Raw genomic sequence first — 20,677 nt, 5'->3', positions numbered from 1 at the left:
CACAATCTTGCTTAAAATAATTAATTGTCCTGATTTGAGTTCTCGTTAGGTAATAAGCCTTTTTCTTTTGCTTCTTTATCCCATTGAGGAATGACTGTTTTGAGGAATTCTTCTTTTTCTTTGATTTGTTTTTCAATTTTAATGCCCATCGCAGCTTGAGCTTTTGCTTTAGTTGAAATATCAGGAATTGCAACAGGTTGAGCTACTTTATATTGAGTAAGAATAATTGCTAATTTACGTCTTGCGTCTGCGACTTTATCAAGGCCTGTTCCAATAACACTTAATGCAACTTCAGGAGCGTGTACGTAAGCACCATGGCTTGCTGCTGCATAATCCCAACGCCATTGAGCATGGCGGATATCTTGTAAAGCTGCCTGCATTTCTTTTTCAGTTGCACCGGCATCCCAAGCGGCTTTCGCTTCAAAGTGTGCGTGAACTAATTGATCTTCTAATTTAATTAACAAGGAATTTACTTGTTTTTTGCGAGCATCAACTAAGTTTTCAAGTTTTTGTTTGCTTTGATCGTGGCAGTTTGCACAAGTATTTTGGAAGTTATCAAATGGATTTCCTATATTATGATCGGTATATACTCGACCATCAGGAGCTTGAACTTTAGCCATATGGCAATCAACACAGGTAACGCCATTTTTACCGTGAATACCCATTGACCAAATTTCAAAATCAGGGTGTTGTGCTTTTAACATTGGGGCTTTAGAGAGTGAGTGTGTCCAGTCTTTAAAATCTTGTTCATCGTAGTATTTTTCCATCTGTTCAACACTTAAACCTTTATCCCAAGGGAAAGTTACTTCTTTAGTTTTGCCAGCAAAGTAGTATTCAACATGGCAATTAGCACATACTGCGGCACGTTTATCGGTTTGATCTGAATGAGCAAAGTTTTTGTGGGCTTTGTCTAAGGCTCTTAAAACATGAGGACGTGCAATGCGTAAAGCAGGTTTTCCTTCAGCAAAATCTTTTGAATTGGTATCATGGCAGTCAGCACAGCCGATAGGATTAACGATTTCTGATCCCCATTTTGCCCATTTAACGCCAAAATAACCATCTTCTCCTTTTTCGGTAATTAAACGAGCAACATCAGGACTTTTACAGGTCCAACAAGCTGCTGGTTGAGGACCAGAATTATCATCTTTTGGGGCACCAGTACGGAGGATATTGCGTACATCTGTTACTGCATAATTGTGTCCTCTCGGGTGATTATATTCTGATGAAAATAGGTATCCTCCCCAAAGTACAACTAAGCGAGGATCTTCAGCTAAAGCATCACCTATTTTTTCTGAATTTTTAGTGCTTGCCCAAGATTGATATTGTAAAGGGTATTTTTTTGCATAGAGATCATTGCGAACAGCTTTTTTATCAATATCAAATTTTTGATCTCGATATTTTTGATTAAGATCGATAGTAGTTTGATTAATATTGTCGTTTTTATTCTCTATTTGGCTATTAGTATTAGCCAAACTATTAGAGCTTAAGAATAGTGCCACTAATAGAGAAAGGGTTTTTAGCTTTTCCACGATAGACTCCCACACAAAGTTATAAAAATGTAAATAAAAAGTTGATTTTTTAACACATTAAAATGAAACTAAATCATTTTATTTGGGGTAAATTTAGCAAATTATATTAATAATTCTAGTTCTATATTAATTTTTATTGAGCTAGGTCAATTTATTTTTATTTAATGTAAATTTAGGAAATGATAATTACTTGTAATAACTAAAAAGAAGGGAATAAAATGAGAAAATAAACGTTAAAATTATTTTTATTTAAAAATAATTTGATTTTTTTGATATATAAAACTTATTTGTTTTAGTTGTAGATAATTTGAAAGAAATATTAAAAGTATAATACTTGAGAAGTAAAAAAATCGTATTGAGAGAATTACCTTATAAAATTTTAATAAAAATGCGGTTAAACTATTTTTAACCGCATTTTTTTAAATATTATTCGCTATCCTCTTTTGCCCATTCTAAAGAACGTTTTACTGCTTTTTTCCAGCCTTGATAACGTTTAGTTCGTTTTTCTTGATCACCATCAGGAATAAACGTTTTTTCAATAGTTGCTTTATCTTTTAATTCGTCTAGATCTTGCCAAAAGCCAGTTGCAAGCCCTGCGAGATAAGCAGCACCTAAAGCAGTAACTTCTTTTACTTTTGGACGTTCTACCGAAGTATCTAAAATGTCTGCTTGGAATTGCATTAAGAAATTATTTCCAGTAGCACCGCCATCGACTCTTAAGGTTTCAAGTTTTTGTTGTGCATCTGATTGCATTGCTTCTAGGACATCTCGTGTTTGATAAGCAATTGATTCAAGGGTAGCTCGAACTAAGTGATTGCGATTCGCTCCACGAGATAAACCAAAAATTGCACCTCTTGCATAAGGATCCCAGTAAGGAGCGCCTAAGCCAGTAAAGGCTGGAACGACGTAAACTCCGTTGCTATCGGGAACTTTTTGGGCAAAGTATTCTGAATCAAAACTATCGTGAACTATGCGTAATTCATCACGTAACCATTGAATAGAAGCACCACCAATAAAGACTGATCCTTCTAGGGCATAAGCCGGTTCGCCTTTAGCGTTACAACAGATTGTTGTTAGTAACCCATTCTTTGACAGGATAGCTTTATCGCCCGTATTCATCAGCATAAAACAACCCGTGCCATAGGTATTTTTGGTTTGTCCAGCATTGACACATAAATGACCATAAAGTGCCGCTTGTTGGTCTCCCGCGATCCCTGCAACGGGAATTCGCACTCCCCCTTTTCCACCGATATTAGTTTGACCGTAAATTTCAGAGGAGTTACGTACTTCTGGTAGCATCTCTTTTGGTATATCTAAGATTTCTAACATTTTATCATCCCATTGTTTGGTATGAATGTTAAATATCATAGTGCGAGATGCGTTTGTATAGTCAGTAACATGGGCACGACCTTGAGTAAGTTTCCATACAAGCCAAGTATCTACGGTACCGAAAAGTAGCTCTCCACGTTTTGCTCGTTCTCTTGCCCCTTCAACATTATCTAAAATCCATTTGAGTTTTGTACCTGAGAAATAAGGATCGACAACAAGCCCAGTAGTTTGACGAATATAATCAGCATAGCCTTGTTCTTTGAGTTGCTGACAATAATCAGCTGTTCGGCGACATTGCCAGACAATCGCATTATAGATAGGTTTTCCTGTGGCTTTTTCCCAGACAATAGTTGTTTCACGTTGGTTCGTGATCCCAATTGCTGCAATTTGATCAGAGGTGATACCTGTTTGTGCAACGACTTCATTGAGTGTAGAACTTTGAGTCGCCCAAATTTCCATCGGATTATGTTCTACCCAACCTGCTTGAGGGTAGATTTGAGTAAATTCTCGTTGAGCAATACCAACTACATTTGCATCGTGATCTAAGAGAACGGCACGTGAACTTGTTGTACCTTGATCTAAAGCAATAATATATTTTTTCTCAGACATTTTTGTTTCCCTATTATTGATGGTGAGTATTAGGTTTAAGATGTACGCCGATTAATTTTTGATATCCCCAAGCCCCAACTAGTGCGCCTAAGATTGGTGCTATAATTGGAATGAGGCAGTAAGGTATAAGTTCGCCACCACTGAAAGCAAATGTTCCCCAACCATTGAAACTGGCAAAAAGTTTAGGGGCGAAATCCCGAGCAGGATTCATTGCAAATCCAGTTAATGGTCCCATTGAACCGCCAATAACAGCGATAAGAAAACCGATTAATAATGGTGCAAGAGGACCTTTGGGTAAACCATTGCCATCATCGGTTAATCCAAGCACTAAACACATTAAGATCGCTGTAATAGTAAATTCAACGATAAAGGCTGAAAGTAAACCAAGATGTGGATTCGGATAAGTTGAGAAGATACTGGCGGTATATAAGCTTTCGGTTGTCCCACGCACAATTTGGTGAGCACTTTCATAATCTAACCAGATGTTACGATAGAGCAGATAAACGAGAGCGGCTCCACAAAAAGCACCAGTGAATTGAGAGAGAATATAAGGTAATACTTTTTTTCGTTCAAAAGTTGAGTATTTCCATAGAGCAATAGTAACAGCAGGGTTTAAATGAGCACCTGAAACCCCAGCGGTTAAATAAATTGCTAAGGCAACCCCTATTCCCCAGACAATGCTAATTTCCCATAAGCCAAACTGTGCCCCTGCAACTTTAGCGGCAGCAACACAACCACACCCAAAAAAAATAAATAACCCCGTGCCTAGAGCTTCAGCAATACATTGTCCTTTCAGACTACGTTCTAACGCCATATTTTCTCTCCCCCTATTTTGAGTGATAAAAATAATTCAAAGAAAAAATTTTCTAAAACAACCAAAATTGGTAGCGAATTTAGAGAAATAGGGAGGAAAATAAAAGTTAAATTTTTGAAAAGTTTGAGCAACTTCAAATTATTTAAGTCAGAATTATGAAGAATTGTGATTTTTATCACACTTAATTTATCTAAAATAAATAAAAATTAATATTTAATCACATAAAATCCATATAAAAATATAAATTATATTGAATTAGTTAAAATTTTCTTTAACGAAACTAACAACTAAGTAAAAGTATGCACTTAGTTGTTAGCAAAAATGAAGAGTTTTAACCACCAGAAAATTTTACACAAAACCCTTTTTGTTCTAATAGTTGTTTAAGTAAGTCTCGATTATCGCCTTGAATCTCAATCTTAAAGTCTTTCACTGCACCACCACAACCACACCGTTTTTTTAATTCAGAAGCAAGTTTTGTTAAGGCTTTCTCATCAAGCTCTAACCCTGAAATAACACAAACGCCTTTGCCTTTTCGCCCAGCTGTTTGTCGTTGAATACGGACGATGCCATCACCCTTAGGTGGTGTAACTGTGTTTTTTTCTGCTGGTATTCGACCATATTCTGTTGAATAGACTAGGTTATTCATTATGAAACTCCTTATTTTTATAGGATAGAAATGGTGTGATTTTAACATTTTGCACTTAACCCTGCATTTTGATTTCTCTAAAAAAGTGAAGATAAAATAGACAATATCTTTAAAAAAGCCGATTTTTACTATCTTATCCAACCGATATCCGCTATACTGCCGCCCGAGTTGGTTAGGCAATCGCTGGTTTATTGAAGCCCTCAACCGTTGAATTGAACGACCTAGGGGACAAGTAAACGAGAGGAAAGTCCGAGCTACATAGGGCAGAGTGCCAGATAACGTCTGGGAGGCGTGAGCCTACGACAAGTGCAACAGAGAGCAGACCGCCGATGGCTAATTAGCACAGGTAAGGGTGAAAGGGTGTGGTAAGAGCACACCGGGCGACTGGTAACAGTTCGTTGCAAGGTAAACTCCACTCGTAGCAAGACCAAATAGGGATCCTTGGTGTGGCCCGCATCGGATTCGGGTAGGTTGCTTGAGCGTGTGTGTGAATGCACGCCTAGAGGAATGATTGTCCACGACAGAACTCGGCTTATCGACCGACTCACTGAATTTATCGAAAAACCGCAAGGATAACTTGCGGTTTTTTCGTTTATTGGTTGTCAAGAGTTATAGTTAATCGCTTTATTTTTAAAAAATTGCAAAAAAAGTTGAAGTTTACCCTTGAACCTTTTGTTTTTGTCCTTATTTAGTTTGACATCATTAAAGTGTTGAGTTTAAGACGGTAGAAAAAAAGTTATCATCAAGGCTTGAAAATCGATTGAATAACCACACTTTAAACAGCATTAAAATAAATTTAATCAGGAGAGAAAAAATGGGAAAAATTATTGGTATTGACTTAGGTACAACTAATTCTTGTGTTGCTGTAATGGATGGCGACAAACCACGTGTAATTGAAAATGCAGAAGGTGATCGTACAACCCCTTCTATTATTGCTTATACAAATGATAATGAAGTTTTGGTCGGACAAGCTGCAAAACGTCAAGCTGTAACTAATCCAAAAAATACATTATTTGCTATCAAGCGTTTAATCGGTCGTCGTTTTACTGATGAAGAAGTACAACGTGATGTAAGCATTATGCCATTTGAAATTATTAAAGCAGATAATGGCGATGCGTGGGTTGCAGCTAAAGATGAAAAAATGGCTCCACCACAAGTTTCTGCAGAAGTCTTGAAAAAAATGAAAAAAACTGCAGAAGATTTCCTTGGTGAAACTGTTACTGAAGCGGTAATTACTGTTCCTGCATATTTTAATGATGCTCAACGTCAAGCAACGAAAGATGCTGGTCGTATTGCTGGTTTAGAAGTTAAACGTATCATCAATGAACCTACTGCAGCAGCATTAGCTTATGGTTTAGATAAAGGAAAAGGAAACCGCACTATCGCAGTTTACGATTTAGGTGGTGGTACATTTGACTTATCTATCATCGAAATTGATGAAGTTGATGGTGAAAAAACCTTTGAAGTATTAGCAACTAATGGTGATACTCACTTAGGTGGTGAAGACTTTGATAATCGAGTGATCAATTATTTAGTTAATGAATTTAACAAAGAACAAGGCATTGATTTACGTAATGATTCATTAGCAATGCAACGCTTAAAAGAAGCAGCAGAAAAAGCAAAAGTAGAATTATCATCATCACAACAAACGGATGTTAACTTACCGTATATCACTGCTGATGCAACAGGTCCAAAACATTTAAATATCAAATTAACACGTGCGAAATTAGAGTCTTTAGTTGAAGATCTTGTTTCGAAGTCTATGGAACCAATCCGTGTTGCATTAAAAGATGCTGACTTAAGCGTTTCTGAGATTGACGATGTTATTTTAGTTGGTGGTCAAACTCGTATGCCATTAGTGCAACAAAAAGTGGCTGAGTTTTTCGGAAAAGAACCTCGTAAAGATGTGAACCCTGATGAAGCGGTTGCTATTGGTGCAGCGGTACAAGGTGGGGTATTAGCTGGTGATGTTAAAGATGTTTTATTACTTGATGTAACACCGCTTTCACTAGGGATTGAAACTATGGGTGGTGTAATGACATCATTAATTGAGAAAAATACCACTATCCCAACCAAGAAAAGCCAAGTATTCTCAACAGCAGAAGATAATCAAAGTGCGGTAACTATCCATGTTTTACAAGGTGAACGTAAACGTGCTGCCGATAACAAATCTTTAGGGCAATTTAATTTAGAAGGGATTCAACCTGCACCACGTGGTTTACCTCAAATCGAAGTAACTTTTGATATTGATGCTGATGGTATTATCCATGTTTCGGCGAAAGATAAAGGAACAGGTAAAGAACAACAAATTACGATTAAAGCGTCATCAGGTTTAAGCGAAGAAGAAATTCAACAAATGGTACGTGATGCAGAAGCGAACGCAGAAGCGGATCGTAAATTTGAGGAATTAGTTCAAGCTCGTAACCAAGCGGATCATTTAGTTCACTCAACACGCAAACAGTTGACTGAAGCAGGGGATAAAATCCCAGCAGAAGATAAAACTGCCATTGAAAATGCAGTGAAAGAGCTAGAAGAAGCAGCCAAAGGTGAAAGTAAAGAAGCCATTGATGCGAAAATTGAAGCTTTAATTAAAGTTTCAGAAAAATTGATCCAAGCAGGTCAACAACAAGCTCAAGCTGATGCTCAACAGGCACAAAGCAAAAACAGTGGCGACAATGTCGTTGATGCTGAATTTGAAGAAGTGAAAGATAAGTAATTATCCTCCTGATTGTAGAGTAAATGCCAAGTAATAATTACTCTACATATAACCTATGGGCGTAGTATGTACTACGCCCTTTTGAGTGTAAAACACTTGGAAGACTAGATTCAGATAGTAAAAAGTTACTACACAATAGATTGAAAAGTTAAAGCAGGCAGTGAGTGTCTGCCTAATTTAATGGAACAAATTATGTCAAAACGTGATTATTATGAAGTGCTAGGTATAAGTAGAAATGCGGATGAAAAAGAGATAAAAAAAGCTTATAAACGCCTAGCAATGAAGCTCCACCCAGATCGTAATCAGGGAGATAAAGACGCAGCTGAGAAATTTAAAGAAGTTCAAGAAGCATATGAAGTCTTAGGTGATGCACAAAAACGATCAGCTTATGATCAGTATGGGCATTCCGCCTTTGAACAAGGCGGTTTTGGTGGTGCTGGTGGTTTTGGCGGTAGAGCTGATTTTGGCGATATGTTCGGAGATATATTTAATAGTATGTTTGGTGGCGGTGGTGGTAGCCGTCAACGTTCATATCGGGGTGATGATTTACGCTATGATATTGAAATTAGCCTAGAAGAAGCCGCAAAAGGTACAACAAAAGATATTCGATTAAAAACTTTGGCTGAATGCGATAGTTGTCATGGAAGTGGAGCAAAAGCAGGTTCTAAAGTGGAAACCTGTTCGACTTGTGGTGGCGCAGGACGAATTCGTCGTCAGCAAGGCTTTTTTGTAACCGAACAAACTTGCCCAGCTTGCCATGGCCGAGGTAAAAAAATTGAACAACCTTGTGATAAATGCCATGGTGATGGACGAGTTGAAAAAGTTAAAAATTTATCCGTAAAAATTCCAGCAGGGGTTGATACAGGTAACCAACTTCGTTTAAGAGGCGAAGGGGAAGCAGGAGAACATGGTGCTGAAGCTGGGGATTTATATGTTGTAATTCATGTTCGTCCACATGATATTTTCCAACGTGATGGTAATAATCTTTATTGTGAAGTACCAGTTAGCTTTACTATGGCTGCTTTAGGGGGAGAGATCGAAGTCCCGACTTTAGATGGTCGAGTTAAGCTAAAAATTCCTGCTGAAACTCAAACTGGACGATTATTCCGTTTACGTGGTAAAGGTATTCATGCTCATATAGCTGGTGATTTAATTTGTCGGGTGATTATTGAAACCCCAGTTAAATTAAATGATGAACAAAAAGAGTTACTCATTCAATTAGAACAAAGTTTGGAAGGAAAAAGTAAGCATCGTCCTCAATCAGATGGATTTTTGAATAAAGTGAAAAAATTCTTTGATAATTTATAAATTTTACATTTAGTGTAAATAACAGATTAGCCGAATAGAATGTTTTCTATTCGGTTTTTTAGTTTTAATTTAAACTATTTTTAACTCGTCAAGTCCCAAATTTATTAACCTTAATCCTTCCTGAGAGGCAATGCCGAGAGAGAGTTTTTCTCCCCAATCTCCAACAACTAAGCGTTTAATTACAACGCCTTCTGGTGTTAAGACATCTTGGTGGAGTGCTGGGCGGTGAGTATGCCCATGAATTAGTTGGGTAACCTGATATTGTTGACAAATTTTTAGCATACTCTTTTGATTTATATCCATAATGACAGCAGATTTATTGCTTTTATCCTTAACTGTTTTTTGGCGAATTTTGGTGGCTAATTTTACTCTATATCGCAGTGGTAAGGATTGAAATAACCGTTGTAGCCAAGGTTGATGAACAATTTTGCGAAAACGCTGGTAACGAATATCATCGGTACAAAGTGTATCGCCATGACAGACTAGGGTTGGTATTCCATAAAGGTCTAGCACTTGATAATCGGGTAATAACTGTAAACCGCACTCTTTTGCAAAGCCTTTTCCGAGCAAAAAATCTCGGTTCCCACCACAAAAATAACAAGGCACCCCTTGTTCAACTAATTGTTTAATTAAAAGTTTAACTTCATCAATTAAGGGAGATTGTTCATCATCGCCAACCCAAAAATCAAATAGATCTCCTAAAATATATAACGCCTTGGCTTGAGGGGCCAATTGTTTCATAAAATGATGAAATAGTTTGAGAAGGTGCGGGGCATTTTCACTTAAATGGAGATCGGCAATAAAAAAAGTTTTTGGCATATGATTGCTCTTGTTATTGTTTACAACTTAAAGAGTAAGGATAACGATCTTGTTGCTTATTGTCAGTAGATTTCTCAACAGATTTTTAATTGTGGCTGAATTTCAGTTATACTTTAGCTCTTTTTTAGAGGAGAAAAATTTATGCTTAAGTTATTGCGTATTTTAATCATAACTTTTTGTTGTATTCTTATTAGTCTATTAGGCACAGTTTATTCATTGATTCGTTTTGGTAATCCAAATAATGTTGGTGTTATCGCACATTGGTTTGCACGTTTGCATCCCTTATTCGGTTTAAAAGTTGAGTACCGTTATCCTGAAAATGTAGAAAAATTTGGGAATTGTATCTATATCGGCAATCACCAAAATAATTATGATATGGTAACTATTTCACGTATGGTGATGCCTCGAACAGTAAGTGTCGGGAAAAAAAGTTTAATTTGGATTCCATTTTTTGGCTTGGTTTATTGGGCAACAGGTAATATTTTTATTGATCGGGAAAATCGTTCTAAAGCACATAGTACAATGGCAACGATTGCTCAACGAATTAAGCAAAAAAATGTTTCTGTATGGATGTTTCCTGAAGGAACACGTAGTCGTGGTAGAGGATTGTTACCATTTAAAATGGGGGCATTTCATGCGGCAATTGAAGCAGGTGTGCCAATTGTGCCGATAGTTTGTTCAACAACTCATAATCAAGTGGATTTGAATCGTTGGAATAATGGAAAGGTGATTTGTGAGATGTTACCGCCGATTTCAAGTGAAGGATATAGCCGTGAAAATATCCGAGAATTTGCTCAACATTGTTATCAGCTAATGCAAAATAAACTGACTGAATTAGATGCTGAAATACAAACAGATAGTCATAAAAATGTGTAGGAATAACCAATGAGATATTATTCTCGTCGCCAGTTTTTAGCTGCATCATTTGCAACAGCTTCTCTTTCTTTACCGATTAAGAGTATGGCTAGTGCTATGACTCCTCTTTATATTCCTCCTTTATTAGAAATTGGACGAGGAAAACCGCTATATCTGACTTTACAACCAACTGAAACCAGTTTTGAAGGTGGAAAAAAGGTAACAGTATGGGGATTTAATGATCACTATTTAGGACCGACAATCCGAGTACGGCGAGGAGATTTTGTTCGAATAAATTATCGTAATAATTTGCCTGAAGCTGTTTCCTTGAATATACAAGGACTGTTGGCTGATGGTGCTTCCCCAAGTGGTATGGGGAGAGAACTACCACCAAAATCAGTTTGGTCACCAGTGGTATCAATTACTCAAAATCCTGCGACTTGTTGGTATCATGCGGATACAATCGGGCGATCGGCTTACCAAACTTACCGTGGTCTTTGTGGTCTATGGTTGATAGAAGAGCGAAGAAGTAGCAAAGGTGCAAAAAATAATCCTTTTTTGTTACCCCATCAGTATGGAATAAATGATATTCCATTGATCCTGCAAGATATGAGTTTAAATTATGCAGGAAAGCAATTAATTAATCTGGATAAAAATAGCTTTTATGGGAATAAATTGTTTGTCAATGGTTGCTATAACAGCTTTATGAATGTACCAAGAGGTTGGGTAAGACTACGATTGCTGAATGGATCTATTTCTCGGATCTATCATTTAAGATTTTCTGATCAGCGTCAAATGTTAAAAATCGCTACTGGACAGGACTTTTTACCTAAACCTCAAACTTTAACCGAACTGACTTTAGCACCGGGAGAACGAGCGGAAGTCTTGGTAAATTTTAATCAGGGAGATAAGGTATATTTATTAGGTGGAAATACAGGATCGTTATGGGAACAAGCGAAGACTTTCTTTGGTATAGGGCATCAACCAGAAAGTAATCGTTTAGTTGAATTTCGTCCTGAAGGCGTTGCGACAGTTTTTGATACCGTACCGCAAGCCCCAGCACCTGCTGAGTTACCTCATTTAGCAATTAACATTAAGCAGAACCGCCGATTCGTGCTAGATACAGAAAATGCGTTGATCAATCAACGCCGATTTGATTCTAATCGAATAGATATCTCTGCCAGTTTGAATAGTTTCGAGCGTTGGATCATTACCGCTGATCGGGCAGTCGGTTTTTATTTGCAAGGTGCAAAATTTATGGTTGAGAAACAACGAGGGAAAGTATTGGATCTAACACAACAGAGTTGGCAGGATACCGTCTTGATTGATGGTGAAACTGAAATTTTGGTTCGTTTTACACATCGTTCAACTAATAGTTACCCTTTCTTATTTGGTGTCACAGATCTACTATTAGCAGATAAAGGTTGTTTAGGTATGCTAGTAGTGAGTTAAGAAAACATTTAATGACAGAAATTTACATCAGAAAAGCATAAGATGGTGCTTTCAAAGAGAGTAATGGAGGAATAGCAATGGCGTTGATCTTTAAATTATCAGGGCTTTCTTGCCAGCATTGCGTTAATCAGGTTGAGCAAGCCCTCACATCATTAGTTGAGCCTGAACAGCTTAAACTATCAACTCAATATTTGGTGGTGAAAGCGGATATTTCGGCACAAAATATAATGGAAGCTATTGAAAAAGTAGGTTACCAAGCTGAGGTTTCTCAAGCGGATCACGTTTTGGCTTTGGAAGGATTAAGTTGTGGACATTGTGTTGCGAGAGTCGAAAAGGCATTAATTGAAGTAGAGCAAGTGTTTTGGGTTGAAGTGGAAAAAACAGTTGCTCAAATTTATGGGTTAGCGGAGAGAACTGCTTTAATTGAAGCAGTAGAGAAGGCGGGGTATCACGCAAAGTAATTTCTCAACATAATCCAACGACATCATCAATAAAGGCTGAAAATCACCACTCCGAGAAGTTTTCAGCCGATTATGTTGAGAATGAAGTATTTTCGGAGCAGTTTACTCAATCTTCAATAGCAACCGACATAGCACAACACATTCCAACTCAACAATTTTTATTAGAAGGGCTTTCTTGCTCTGCTTGCGTGTTAAAAGTTGAAAAGGCAATTAAGCAAGTGCAGGGCGTGCATGAAGTTAGGATTAATTTAGCGGAAAATACGGCTAAAGTTGTTGGAGGAGATACCACTCAAATTATTCAAGCCATTCAACAAGCAGGTTATACTGCCGAATATTTATTGGATCAAACTGAACGGAATGAAAAAATTCAATCAGCTTTTCAACATTCAATTCAGCGTAAATTCCAGCAAGCTATTGGAGCTTTAAGTGTTGGTAGTTTAATTATGCTATCCCACTGGATAGGTATATTACCGAGTTATCAACAACTAGGGCAAACAGATCCTAATCTCTATCAAATAGTCTATTTAGGGGTAGCATCAATAGTTACAATAACATTATATTTTTGTGGTGGGCATTTTTTTGCTGGTGTATGGAAGAGTTTAAAGCAAAAAACGGCAAGTATGGATACTTTAGTCAGTTTAGGGGCGAGTAGTAGTCTATTTTTATCCATAGCCATTATTTTATTTCCAACCGCTTTTAGTAACCATCATCTCTATCTTGATGCAAGTTTGATGGTGGTTGGATTAGTCAATATAGGAAAAGCATTGGAAGAAAAAGGTAAGAAATCCGCTAGTGGTGCATTAGCGGCTTTGATGGATTTAATGCCTAATACGGCAACCATTGTAGAAGAGGGAATCACAAAAATTATTCCTCTTAATCAATTACAGCCTCAAATGCGGGTTGTTTTACAAGCAGGAGAAAAAGTACCTGTTGATGGGGTTGTTAAACAAGGCACTGTTTGGATTGATGAAAGCTTAATCACAGGGGAAGCTAAACCAATCAAAAAAGAAGTAGGAAGTAATGTTATTGCTGGAACACCTGTTACTGATGGTAGTGGTGAAGTGATCGCCACCAGTACAGGTGAAACAACAACTTTAGCACGTATGGTAAAAGCGATAGCTCATGCTCAGAGCTCGAAACCTAAATTGGCAACTTTGACTGATAAAGTCGTGGCTGTTTTTGTTCCCATTGTTTTATTCATTGCTTTTATTACTTTAATTAGTTGGATAATGGCAGGAAAAGATACGACAGAAGCAATTTTAGCGGCAACTACAGTGGTATTGATTTCTTGCCCTTGTGCATTGGGATTAGCTGTTCCAATGTCAGTTATTGCGGGAACAACACAGGCAGCAAAATTAGGTATTTTGGTGCGTGATGCAGAAGGATTGCAACGGCTTTCTCAAGTTAAAACAATGATTTTTGATAAAACAGGAACTTTGACTTTAGGGCAAACTGAAGTGCGTGCTGAATGGCGAGTTAATGATCCTAGTTTAGCGATAGTGGCATCAATAGAACAGCAAGTTACTCATCCATTAGCGACTGCAATGGTTAAATTAGCCACACAACGTCAACTTTCTTCTTATCCTGTTGAACAGTTAAATATTTTGCAAGGTTTTGGTGTAAAAGCGATTGTTAATCAACAGGAATGGTATCTTGGGAATATTGAGTTAATGCAGCAACAACAAATTGATCTTACCGCTTGTCAACCATTTATCCAAGAACAAGTAGAAAATGCTGCAAGTTTAATTTTTGTTGCAACTAAACAGCAGTTGATCAATGTCTATGCGGTGAGTGATCAAGAAAAACCAGATGCAGGGGTAACGTTATCTCGTTTAAAACAACTTGGCATTCAAACGGTAATGCTAACAGGAGACAATCAACAAACGGCATTAGCTTTTGCGAAAAAATTACAGTTACACAATGTTATTGCTCAAGCTAAGCCTGAGGATAAAGCAAAAAATGTCGAAAAGTATCGGCATCAAGGTATGGTGGCGATGATTGGTGATGGTTTAAATGATGCTCAAGCTTTTGCAAATGCTGATGTTTCAATTGCAATAGGAACAGGTACAAGAGTTGCGATTGAAAGTGCGGATTTAACTTTATTAAACCCAATGCTTGCAAGCTTAATTGGCGGTATTAAATTATCCAAAGCAGTGTTAAATAATATGAAATTAAGCTTATTTTTTGCGTTTATTTATAATATCGTGCTGATTCCCGTAGCGGCATTTGGATTGTTGAACCCAATTTTAGGTGCTATGGCGATGGCGTGTAGTTCTCTGACGGTAGTTTTAAATGCAAATAGATTGCGTCGATTTCATTATAAAATAGAGCAAGAGTAGTAATAGAAAAGAAAAAGTAATAAGGCAAAACTTAGTTTTGCCTTATTTATTATTATGCTTGATTGTTATCAGTTTGATCATAAGGTGGAAGTGCTGTAAATATTGCTTTGATTAAGGTAGCTAATGGGATTGCAAAAAAGACTCCCCAAAATCCCCATAGTCCACCAAAAAAGAGAACTGCAACAATAATTGCAAGCGGATGTAGATTTACTGCTTCAGAAAAAAGGAGAGGAACTAATAAATTACCATCAAGTAGTTGCGTAATTGTATAAGCAATCATTAAATACCAAAAAGTAGGGGATACTCCAAATTGAAAGAGTGCAACTAACGCAAGAGGAATGGTAACTAAGACTGCACCAACATAGGGAACTAAGACAGAAAAACCGATTAATACCGCTAAAAGTAACGGATAATTTAATTTAAAAAGCAGAAAGGTAATATAACTGATAGCACCAACGACCATTATTTCTGTAAATTTTCCTCGAATATAATTTGCAATTTGTTGTTTCATTTCTACCCATACTTTATCAGCTAAGCGTCGGTTTCGAGGCAAGAATTTTACCGCTGTATTTACCAGATAATCTTTATCTTTGACTAAAAAGAAAACCATTAAAGGTACGAGGAATGCGTAAATACCTAAAGTGACAATACTGATAATTGAGGTCAAAGAATATTTTAATGCAGATTCACCAAAAATAAGAATTTTTGTTTTTAATACTTCAAACAGTGAATCAATCATATTGTAATCAATATACTCAGGATAATTTTCTGGTAATGCCATCACCCATTGATGGAGTTTGTTGCTCATACGAGGTAGATCTTGTAGTAAATTGATACTTTGGTTCCATAAACTAGGAATAATAAAAAGTGCAGTGAATATAATGAGTAAAATGAAAAAGCCTAAAACAGCAAAAATAGATAAAGCACGAGGAAAATGCAGTTTCTGATGTAAAAAATGAATGGGTAATTCAAGTAAATAGGCTAAAACAACAGCAATTAAAAGTGGGGTAATTAAATCGCTAAAAAAGTAAAGAGATAAAAAACTGAAGAAGAGAATAGTCATTAAACCGATTGTTTGTGGATCACTTAAACGTCGCTGATACCACTCCTTAAGCATTTCAAACATACAACTCTCCATAAAAATTAAACTAAGTCTTAATAATTATAACAAGAATAATCTTGGATTTGAGGATAATCTCTAAAAATAATGAGATGAAGTTAATTAAGCTTTGAGAGGGGAGGTTTGATCAGATTTTAACTGGTACTTAAACTGTTTTTTTGGCATAATTCAAAGAATAAAAATTAGAAATTGTAATAGTAATAATAAGTTACTAATAAAAGGAGAATTTATGTTAGAAGTAAAGCAACTTCAAGCAGAAACAGTAACTAAACATTAATTAATAAAGGAAATAGTATGTCATTACAAACCCAATTACTTTATAGCAATACTTGGACAGTGCGCATTAGTGACCCAGGAGAAGAAGGTACATTTAATCATCTATTTGAAACCACTAAAGTCAATTTAATTGCAAAGAAAGAGACAAATAGCTCAAATTGGCATTACTACTTTACCCGTCAAATTGAAGATAAAATAGAACAATACCAAGAATTTACTCAATTAGATGATCTATTTAAATTTTTAGGCGATTTTTTAGACCCCGTATCATTAGGGCAAATAGGGGTTAAAGTTGGTCAATTATTAGTTTAATTCTTAAAAATTTAAGTAAATCAATTATCTAAGTAATAAAAAAGTCCGAAAAATCGGACTTTTTAAGTTTATATTCTCGCTAAATTAGAAGAATACACGGAAACCAGCACCAACTTTGTTTTGGTTTTGACGTTTTTCTACGCCATTAAATACGATTTTGTTTTGGCGACCAAATTCAACAAAAGTTTCTACGTTTTTGTGTAATAAGTAGCCTGCACCAACAGTGAAAGAATTTAAGTTATGTGCATTACGAGAATTTCTTTTATCATAAGAATTATGTTGGTATTGAGTATAAACTTTAGCAACATCAGTCACTTGGTATTTAGCACCAACAACTAATTTTTTAAGTTTTTTATCTACAGCTGTGTTTTTAACTTGACCATAGCTTACTGCTAAAGAAACAGGACCAGTTACTACTTCAGCAGCAGTTAACCAAGCTTTTTCTTTACCATTAATTTCAGCTGTTTTTCTAACATCAACCACTTTTTCTTGAGTATAACCAGCATTGACGTTAAGAGTAACATTATCAGCAAAGTTAGCAGTATAGAACATCGCTACGCCAAAGTTATTAAGATTTTGTTTACCATTTGTTTTAGAAACATTTTGGCTAAAACCATAATCAGCCCCAAAGCTAAAGCCTGCAAATTCAGCAGAACGGAATTTGATTCCTTTCTCATTTTCAGTTTTTAGTGTGCTTTTACCATAGTAATTGCCATCATCACCATAATGATAAGTATAATCCGCTAATTGTACTTCATCAGCGTTAGTATCTTGACGACCAAAAGTTAAGGTACCGATACCTTCTTGTGCTAATCCAGCATAAAGTTTATTAACTTTTAATTCGTTGAAATTTTCACCTTCAACTTTTAAACGTAAATAACCAACTGCAGATAACCCGTTACCTAAATCTTGGCTTGCTGCAAAGTTGATACGTGAACCATCATTTTTTAAATCAGTACGTTTGTCAGTGTTTTTATCTAATAAAACACGTACAGAACCGTTGATGTCTAATTTAGTGCCGTCTTGGTTATATACCACTGCAGCATTTGCTGAAGTTGCAGTTAATGCTGCAACTGCTAAAGCAACTAATGTTTTTTTCATAATAGTACCTTTACTACTTAAAAATATTCCAGAAAATATCTGGATAGATAAAAGTCAACTTTTCAACCATGAAAAATCAACACCTCTTTTATTTGCGATACGGATTTTACTCAAGAAAACTATGTTGTCAAATTTACTTGGATTTTAATAAATTCAATAAATTTTGATAAAAATCAATTATTTATTTTCTTAATTGTGATTATAATTATTAATGTAAATTTTTTACTTTAAAAAATATATTTTTTAATTTTATTTAAAAAAATAAATAGATATTAAATAACTAATTGTTTTATAAGGTTTTTTATTTAAAAATAAAAGTAAGAATAATTTGGTAATCTAGTTTCCCAAAAATTATCTAAAAAATACATTTAATCCTATTAAATTAGCTTGTTTGTTTAAAATTTGAACTTTTATGCTGAATTTGTTTGTTTTTTGAACTGAATTATTGCCTGTTTTAGAGAAAAGATAAGGGAAAATTTATATAGATTTTTTATTTGTACTACCAAATATCAAGTAAATTTGACAACATAGTTTTCTTGAGTAAAATCCGTATCGCAAATAAAAGAGGTGTTGATTTTTCATGGTTGAAAAGTTGACTTTTATCTATCCAGATATTTTCTGGAATATTTTTAAGTAGTAAAGGTACTATTATGAAAAAAACATTAGTTGCTTTAGCAGTTGCAGCATTAACTGCAACTTCAGCAAATGCTGCAGTGGTATATAACCAAGACGGCACTAAATTAGACATCAACGGTTCTGTACGTGTTTTATTAGATAAAAACACTGACAAACGTACTGATTTAAAAAATGATGGTTCACGTATCAACTTTGCAGCAAGCCAAGATTTAGGTAACGGGTTATCTGCAGTTGGTTATTTACGTTTAAAAGTTGAAGGTGAAAATTTCAACGAATTAAAAGTTAATAAACTTTATGCTGGATTAGCACAAGAAGGTATCGGTACCTTAACTTTTGGTCGTCAAGATACTAACGCTGATGAAGTACAATTAGCGGATTATACTTATCATTATGGTGATGATGGCAATTACTATGGTAAAAGCACACTAAAAACTGAAAATGAGAAAGGAATCAAATTCCGTTCTGCTGAATTTGCAGGCTTTAGCTTTGGGGCTGATTATGGTTTCAGTGAAAACGTTTCGAAATCTAAACCACTTAAAAAAGAAAATACTAATAATTTTGGTGTAGCTGTATTCTATACTAATAACTTTGCAGATAACGTGACTCTTAACGTTAACGCTGGTTATACTCAAGAGAAAGTTGAAAAAAAAGTTACTGGTAGTGGTAACAAAGAAAAAGCTTGGTTAACTGCTGCTGAAGTAGTAACTGGTCCTGTTTCTTTAGCAGTAAGCTATGGTCAAGTTAAAAATACAGCATATACAGTTAAACTTAAGAAATTTGTTGTTGGTGCTAAATACCAAGTGACTGATGTTGCTAAAGTTTATACTCAATACCAACATAACTCATTTGAAGAAAGAGAAAATAGTGCACATAACTTAAACTCTTTCACTGTTGGTGCAGGCTACTTATTACACAAAAATGTAGAAACTTTTGTTGAATATGGTCGTCAAAATAAAGTTGTATTTGATGGAATAGAAAGTCGTAAAAACCAAAATAAAATTGGTGCTGGTTTCCGTGTATTCTTCTAATTTAGCAGGAATATAAACTTAAAAAGCCCGATTTTCGGGCTTTTTTATATTTAAATTATTAAAGGGAAGATTTCCCCCTTTTTTCTTTGCTCTTATGATTAGCGATCAAACTCAATAATAACTTTCATTGCATTTTCTTCAGAGGCGTGTTTAAACACATCATAGGCTTTTTCCATTTCAGCAAATTTGAAATGATGAGTTGCCATTTTCTCCAATGGTAATTTACCCGAACAACAAGATTTTAATAACATACCAGTGGTATTTGCATTGACTAAGCCAGTGGTAATCGTCAGGTTTTTAATCCAAAGTTTTTGGATTTCAAATTCTACAGGTTGTCCGTGCACACCTACATTGGCAATATTTCCTCCTGCTTTAGTAATTTTTTGACAAATATCCCAAGTTGCAGGAATTCCAACCGCTTCAATTGCACTATCAACCCCTTTACCACCTGTTAATTCTAAGACTTTAGCCACTGCATCGCCTTCACGTGAATTAATGATATGAGTTGCTCCCATTTCCTTTGCCATTGCTAGGCGGTTATCATCAAGATCAATCATAATGATATTTGCTGGTGAGTAGAATTGTGCAGTCAGTAATACGCCCATACCTACGGGACCAGCCCCCACGATTGCGATAGTATCTCCCGGTTTTACATTACCGTATTGCACACCAATTTCGTGTCCTGTTGGTAGTACATCGGAAAGAAAAACGGCAACATCTTCATTGAGATCTTCAGGTAGTTTATATAATGAGTTATCTGCAAATGGCGTACGGACATATTCTGCTTGAGTACCATCAATCATATATCCCATAATCCAACCACCTTCATTTTCACAGTGTGCATAAAGTTGTTTTTGGCAGTTTTCACAAGAACCGCAACGGCTTACACAAGAAACGATAACCTTATCGCCTTTTTTAAAGTTACGAACGCCTTCGCCTACTTCTTCAATTATTCCGATTCCTTCATGCCCTAAAATACGTCCTTGCCAATCCCCAGTCTTTTCTCTAGCGACTGCTTCAATTTCAGGGTTTTTTCCTTTCCAAATACCCAGATCTGTACCACAAATTGTGGTTTTCAGCATTTTTACTACCGCATCAGTCGGTTGTAAAATTGTTGGAACAGTTCTGTTTTCAAAACGAATATCGTTTGCACCATAATAGACCATTGCTTTCATTTGTTTGTTGTGCATATTATCCTCGCTTAATAGGAATGAATTTTAAAGGTAGAACTATTTTATTTAATCAAGATTTCATCAAAAAAGATGGGTTCAAGATTGAATAAAATATGTTTCAAATTATCACTTATTCAAGACAAATAAAAGGAATT

The 20,677-nt window shown here is 35.8% G+C and carries 16 protein-coding genes and 1 other RNA gene; 9 read left to right on the top strand and 8 right to left on the bottom strand.

Annotation, left to right across the window (positions count from 1 at the left end; genetic code table 11):
• Window positions 1-20 precede the first annotated feature (20 nt).
• The 4 genes from nrfA to yciH form a co-directional block, all read right to left on the bottom strand.
• Window positions 21-1,451, bottom strand: coding sequence for an ammonia-forming nitrite reductase cytochrome c552 subunit (gene nrfA, locus CEP47_RS07460; protein ID WP_407657801.1), 1,431 nt, complete (start codon window positions 1,449-1,451; stop codon window positions 21-23).
• A 504-nt stretch (window positions 1,452-1,955) separates the two neighbouring features.
• Entirely contained in the window at window positions 1,956-3,467 is a 1,512-nt protein-coding gene (gene glpK / locus CEP47_RS07455; RefSeq protein ID WP_261920231.1) for a glycerol kinase GlpK, read from the bottom strand.
• 13 nt (window positions 3,468-3,480) lie between these two features.
• Complete coding sequence (locus CEP47_RS07450) at window positions 3,481-4,281, bottom strand: MIP/aquaporin family protein (RefSeq protein WP_261920232.1); 801 nt, start codon at window positions 4,279-4,281, stop codon at window positions 3,481-3,483.
• 331 nt (window positions 4,282-4,612) lie between these two features.
• On the bottom strand, window positions 4,613-4,927 hold the full coding sequence (yciH, locus tag CEP47_RS07445; RefSeq protein WP_261920233.1) for a stress response translation initiation inhibitor YciH: 315 nt from the start codon (window positions 4,925-4,927) through the stop codon (window positions 4,613-4,615).
• A 164-nt stretch (window positions 4,928-5,091) separates the two neighbouring features.
• On the opposite strand from yciH, the gene rnpB reads away from it, so the two are divergent.
• The 3 genes from rnpB to dnaJ all read left to right on the top strand — a co-directional run bounded on the left by rnpB (window position 5,092) and on the right by dnaJ (window position 8,951).
• An RNA gene (gene rnpB, locus CEP47_RS07440) (RNase P RNA component class A) lies at window positions 5,092-5,478 on the top strand.
• A gap of 263 nt (window positions 5,479-5,741) precedes the next feature.
• A complete protein-coding gene (dnaK, locus tag CEP47_RS07435; protein ID WP_261920234.1) occupies window positions 5,742-7,643 on the top strand; it encodes a molecular chaperone DnaK in 1,902 nt (633 codons plus the stop codon).
• 192 nt (window positions 7,644-7,835) lie between these two features.
• Entirely contained in the window at window positions 7,836-8,951 is a 1,116-nt protein-coding gene (gene dnaJ, locus CEP47_RS07430; RefSeq protein ID WP_261920235.1) for a molecular chaperone DnaJ, read from the top strand.
• Window positions 8,952-9,020: 69 nt separating this feature from the next.
• On the opposite strand, the gene lpxH is transcribed toward dnaJ, so the two are convergent.
• Window positions 9,021-9,770, bottom strand: coding sequence for a UDP-2,3-diacylglucosamine diphosphatase (gene lpxH / locus CEP47_RS07425; protein ID WP_261920236.1), 750 nt, complete (start codon window positions 9,768-9,770; stop codon window positions 9,021-9,023).
• Between the two features lie 141 nt (window positions 9,771-9,911).
• Between lpxH and CEP47_RS07420 the strand changes: the two genes are divergently transcribed.
• The 4 genes from CEP47_RS07420 (at window position 9,912) to CEP47_RS07405 (ending at window position 14,877) form a co-directional block, all read left to right on the top strand.
• Window positions 9,912-10,646, top strand: coding sequence for a 1-acylglycerol-3-phosphate O-acyltransferase (locus tag CEP47_RS07420; RefSeq protein ID WP_261920237.1), 735 nt, complete (start codon window positions 9,912-9,914; stop codon window positions 10,644-10,646).
• A 9-nt stretch (window positions 10,647-10,655) separates the two neighbouring features.
• Window positions 10,656-12,077, top strand: a complete 1,422-nt coding sequence (locus CEP47_RS07415) for a multicopper oxidase domain-containing protein (RefSeq protein ID WP_265482647.1) — start codon at window positions 10,656-10,658, stop codon at window positions 12,075-12,077.
• Window positions 12,078-12,154: 77 nt separating this feature from the next.
• On the top strand, window positions 12,155-12,538 hold the full coding sequence (locus tag CEP47_RS07410; protein ID WP_261920240.1) for a copper ion binding protein: 384 nt from the start codon (window positions 12,155-12,157) through the stop codon (window positions 12,536-12,538).
• Window positions 12,538-14,877: a heavy metal translocating P-type ATPase gene (locus CEP47_RS07405; RefSeq protein ID WP_322597387.1), complete on the top strand. Its 2,340-nt coding sequence runs from the start codon at window positions 12,538-12,540 to the stop codon at window positions 14,875-14,877. Before CEP47_RS07410 ends, CEP47_RS07405 begins: the two co-directional genes overlap by 1 nt.
• A 52-nt stretch (window positions 14,878-14,929) precedes the next feature.
• Here CEP47_RS07405 and CEP47_RS07400 read toward each other — a convergent pair whose 3' ends face one another.
• Window positions 14,930-16,003 (bottom strand): AI-2E family transporter, encoded by a 1,074-nt coding sequence (locus CEP47_RS07400; RefSeq protein ID WP_261920241.1) that lies wholly within the window; start codon window positions 16,001-16,003, stop codon window positions 14,930-14,932.
• 288 nt (window positions 16,004-16,291) lie between these two features.
• Between CEP47_RS07400 and CEP47_RS07395 the strand changes: the two genes are divergently transcribed.
• On the top strand, window positions 16,292-16,585 hold the full coding sequence (locus CEP47_RS07395; RefSeq protein ID WP_261920242.1) for a DUF5377 domain-containing protein: 294 nt from the start codon (window positions 16,292-16,294) through the stop codon (window positions 16,583-16,585).
• Window positions 16,586-16,669: 84 nt separating this feature from the next.
• Here the strand turns inward: CEP47_RS07395 and CEP47_RS07390 are convergent, their stop codons facing one another.
• Window positions 16,670-17,686 (bottom strand): porin, encoded by a 1,017-nt coding sequence (locus CEP47_RS07390; RefSeq protein WP_261920243.1) that lies wholly within the window; start codon window positions 17,684-17,686, stop codon window positions 16,670-16,672.
• A 650-nt stretch (window positions 17,687-18,336) separates the two neighbouring features.
• Between CEP47_RS07390 and CEP47_RS07385 the strand changes: the two genes are divergently transcribed.
• Entirely contained in the window at window positions 18,337-19,350 is a 1,014-nt protein-coding gene (locus tag CEP47_RS07385; protein ID WP_261920244.1) for a porin, read from the top strand.
• A 98-nt stretch (window positions 19,351-19,448) separates the two neighbouring features.
• On the opposite strand, the gene CEP47_RS07380 is transcribed toward CEP47_RS07385, so the two are convergent.
• Window positions 19,449-20,540: a zinc-dependent alcohol dehydrogenase family protein gene (locus tag CEP47_RS07380; protein ID WP_261920245.1), complete on the bottom strand. Its 1,092-nt coding sequence runs from the start codon at window positions 20,538-20,540 to the stop codon at window positions 19,449-19,451.
• Window positions 20,541-20,677: the final 137 nt, after the last annotated feature.

Source organism: Mergibacter septicus (assembly GCF_003265225.1).
Classification (GTDB): domain Bacteria; phylum Pseudomonadota; class Gammaproteobacteria; order Enterobacterales; family Pasteurellaceae; genus Mergibacter; species Mergibacter septicus.
Note: the sequence above shows the minus strand (reverse complement) of the source record. Positions and strands in the feature narration are given on the sequence as shown.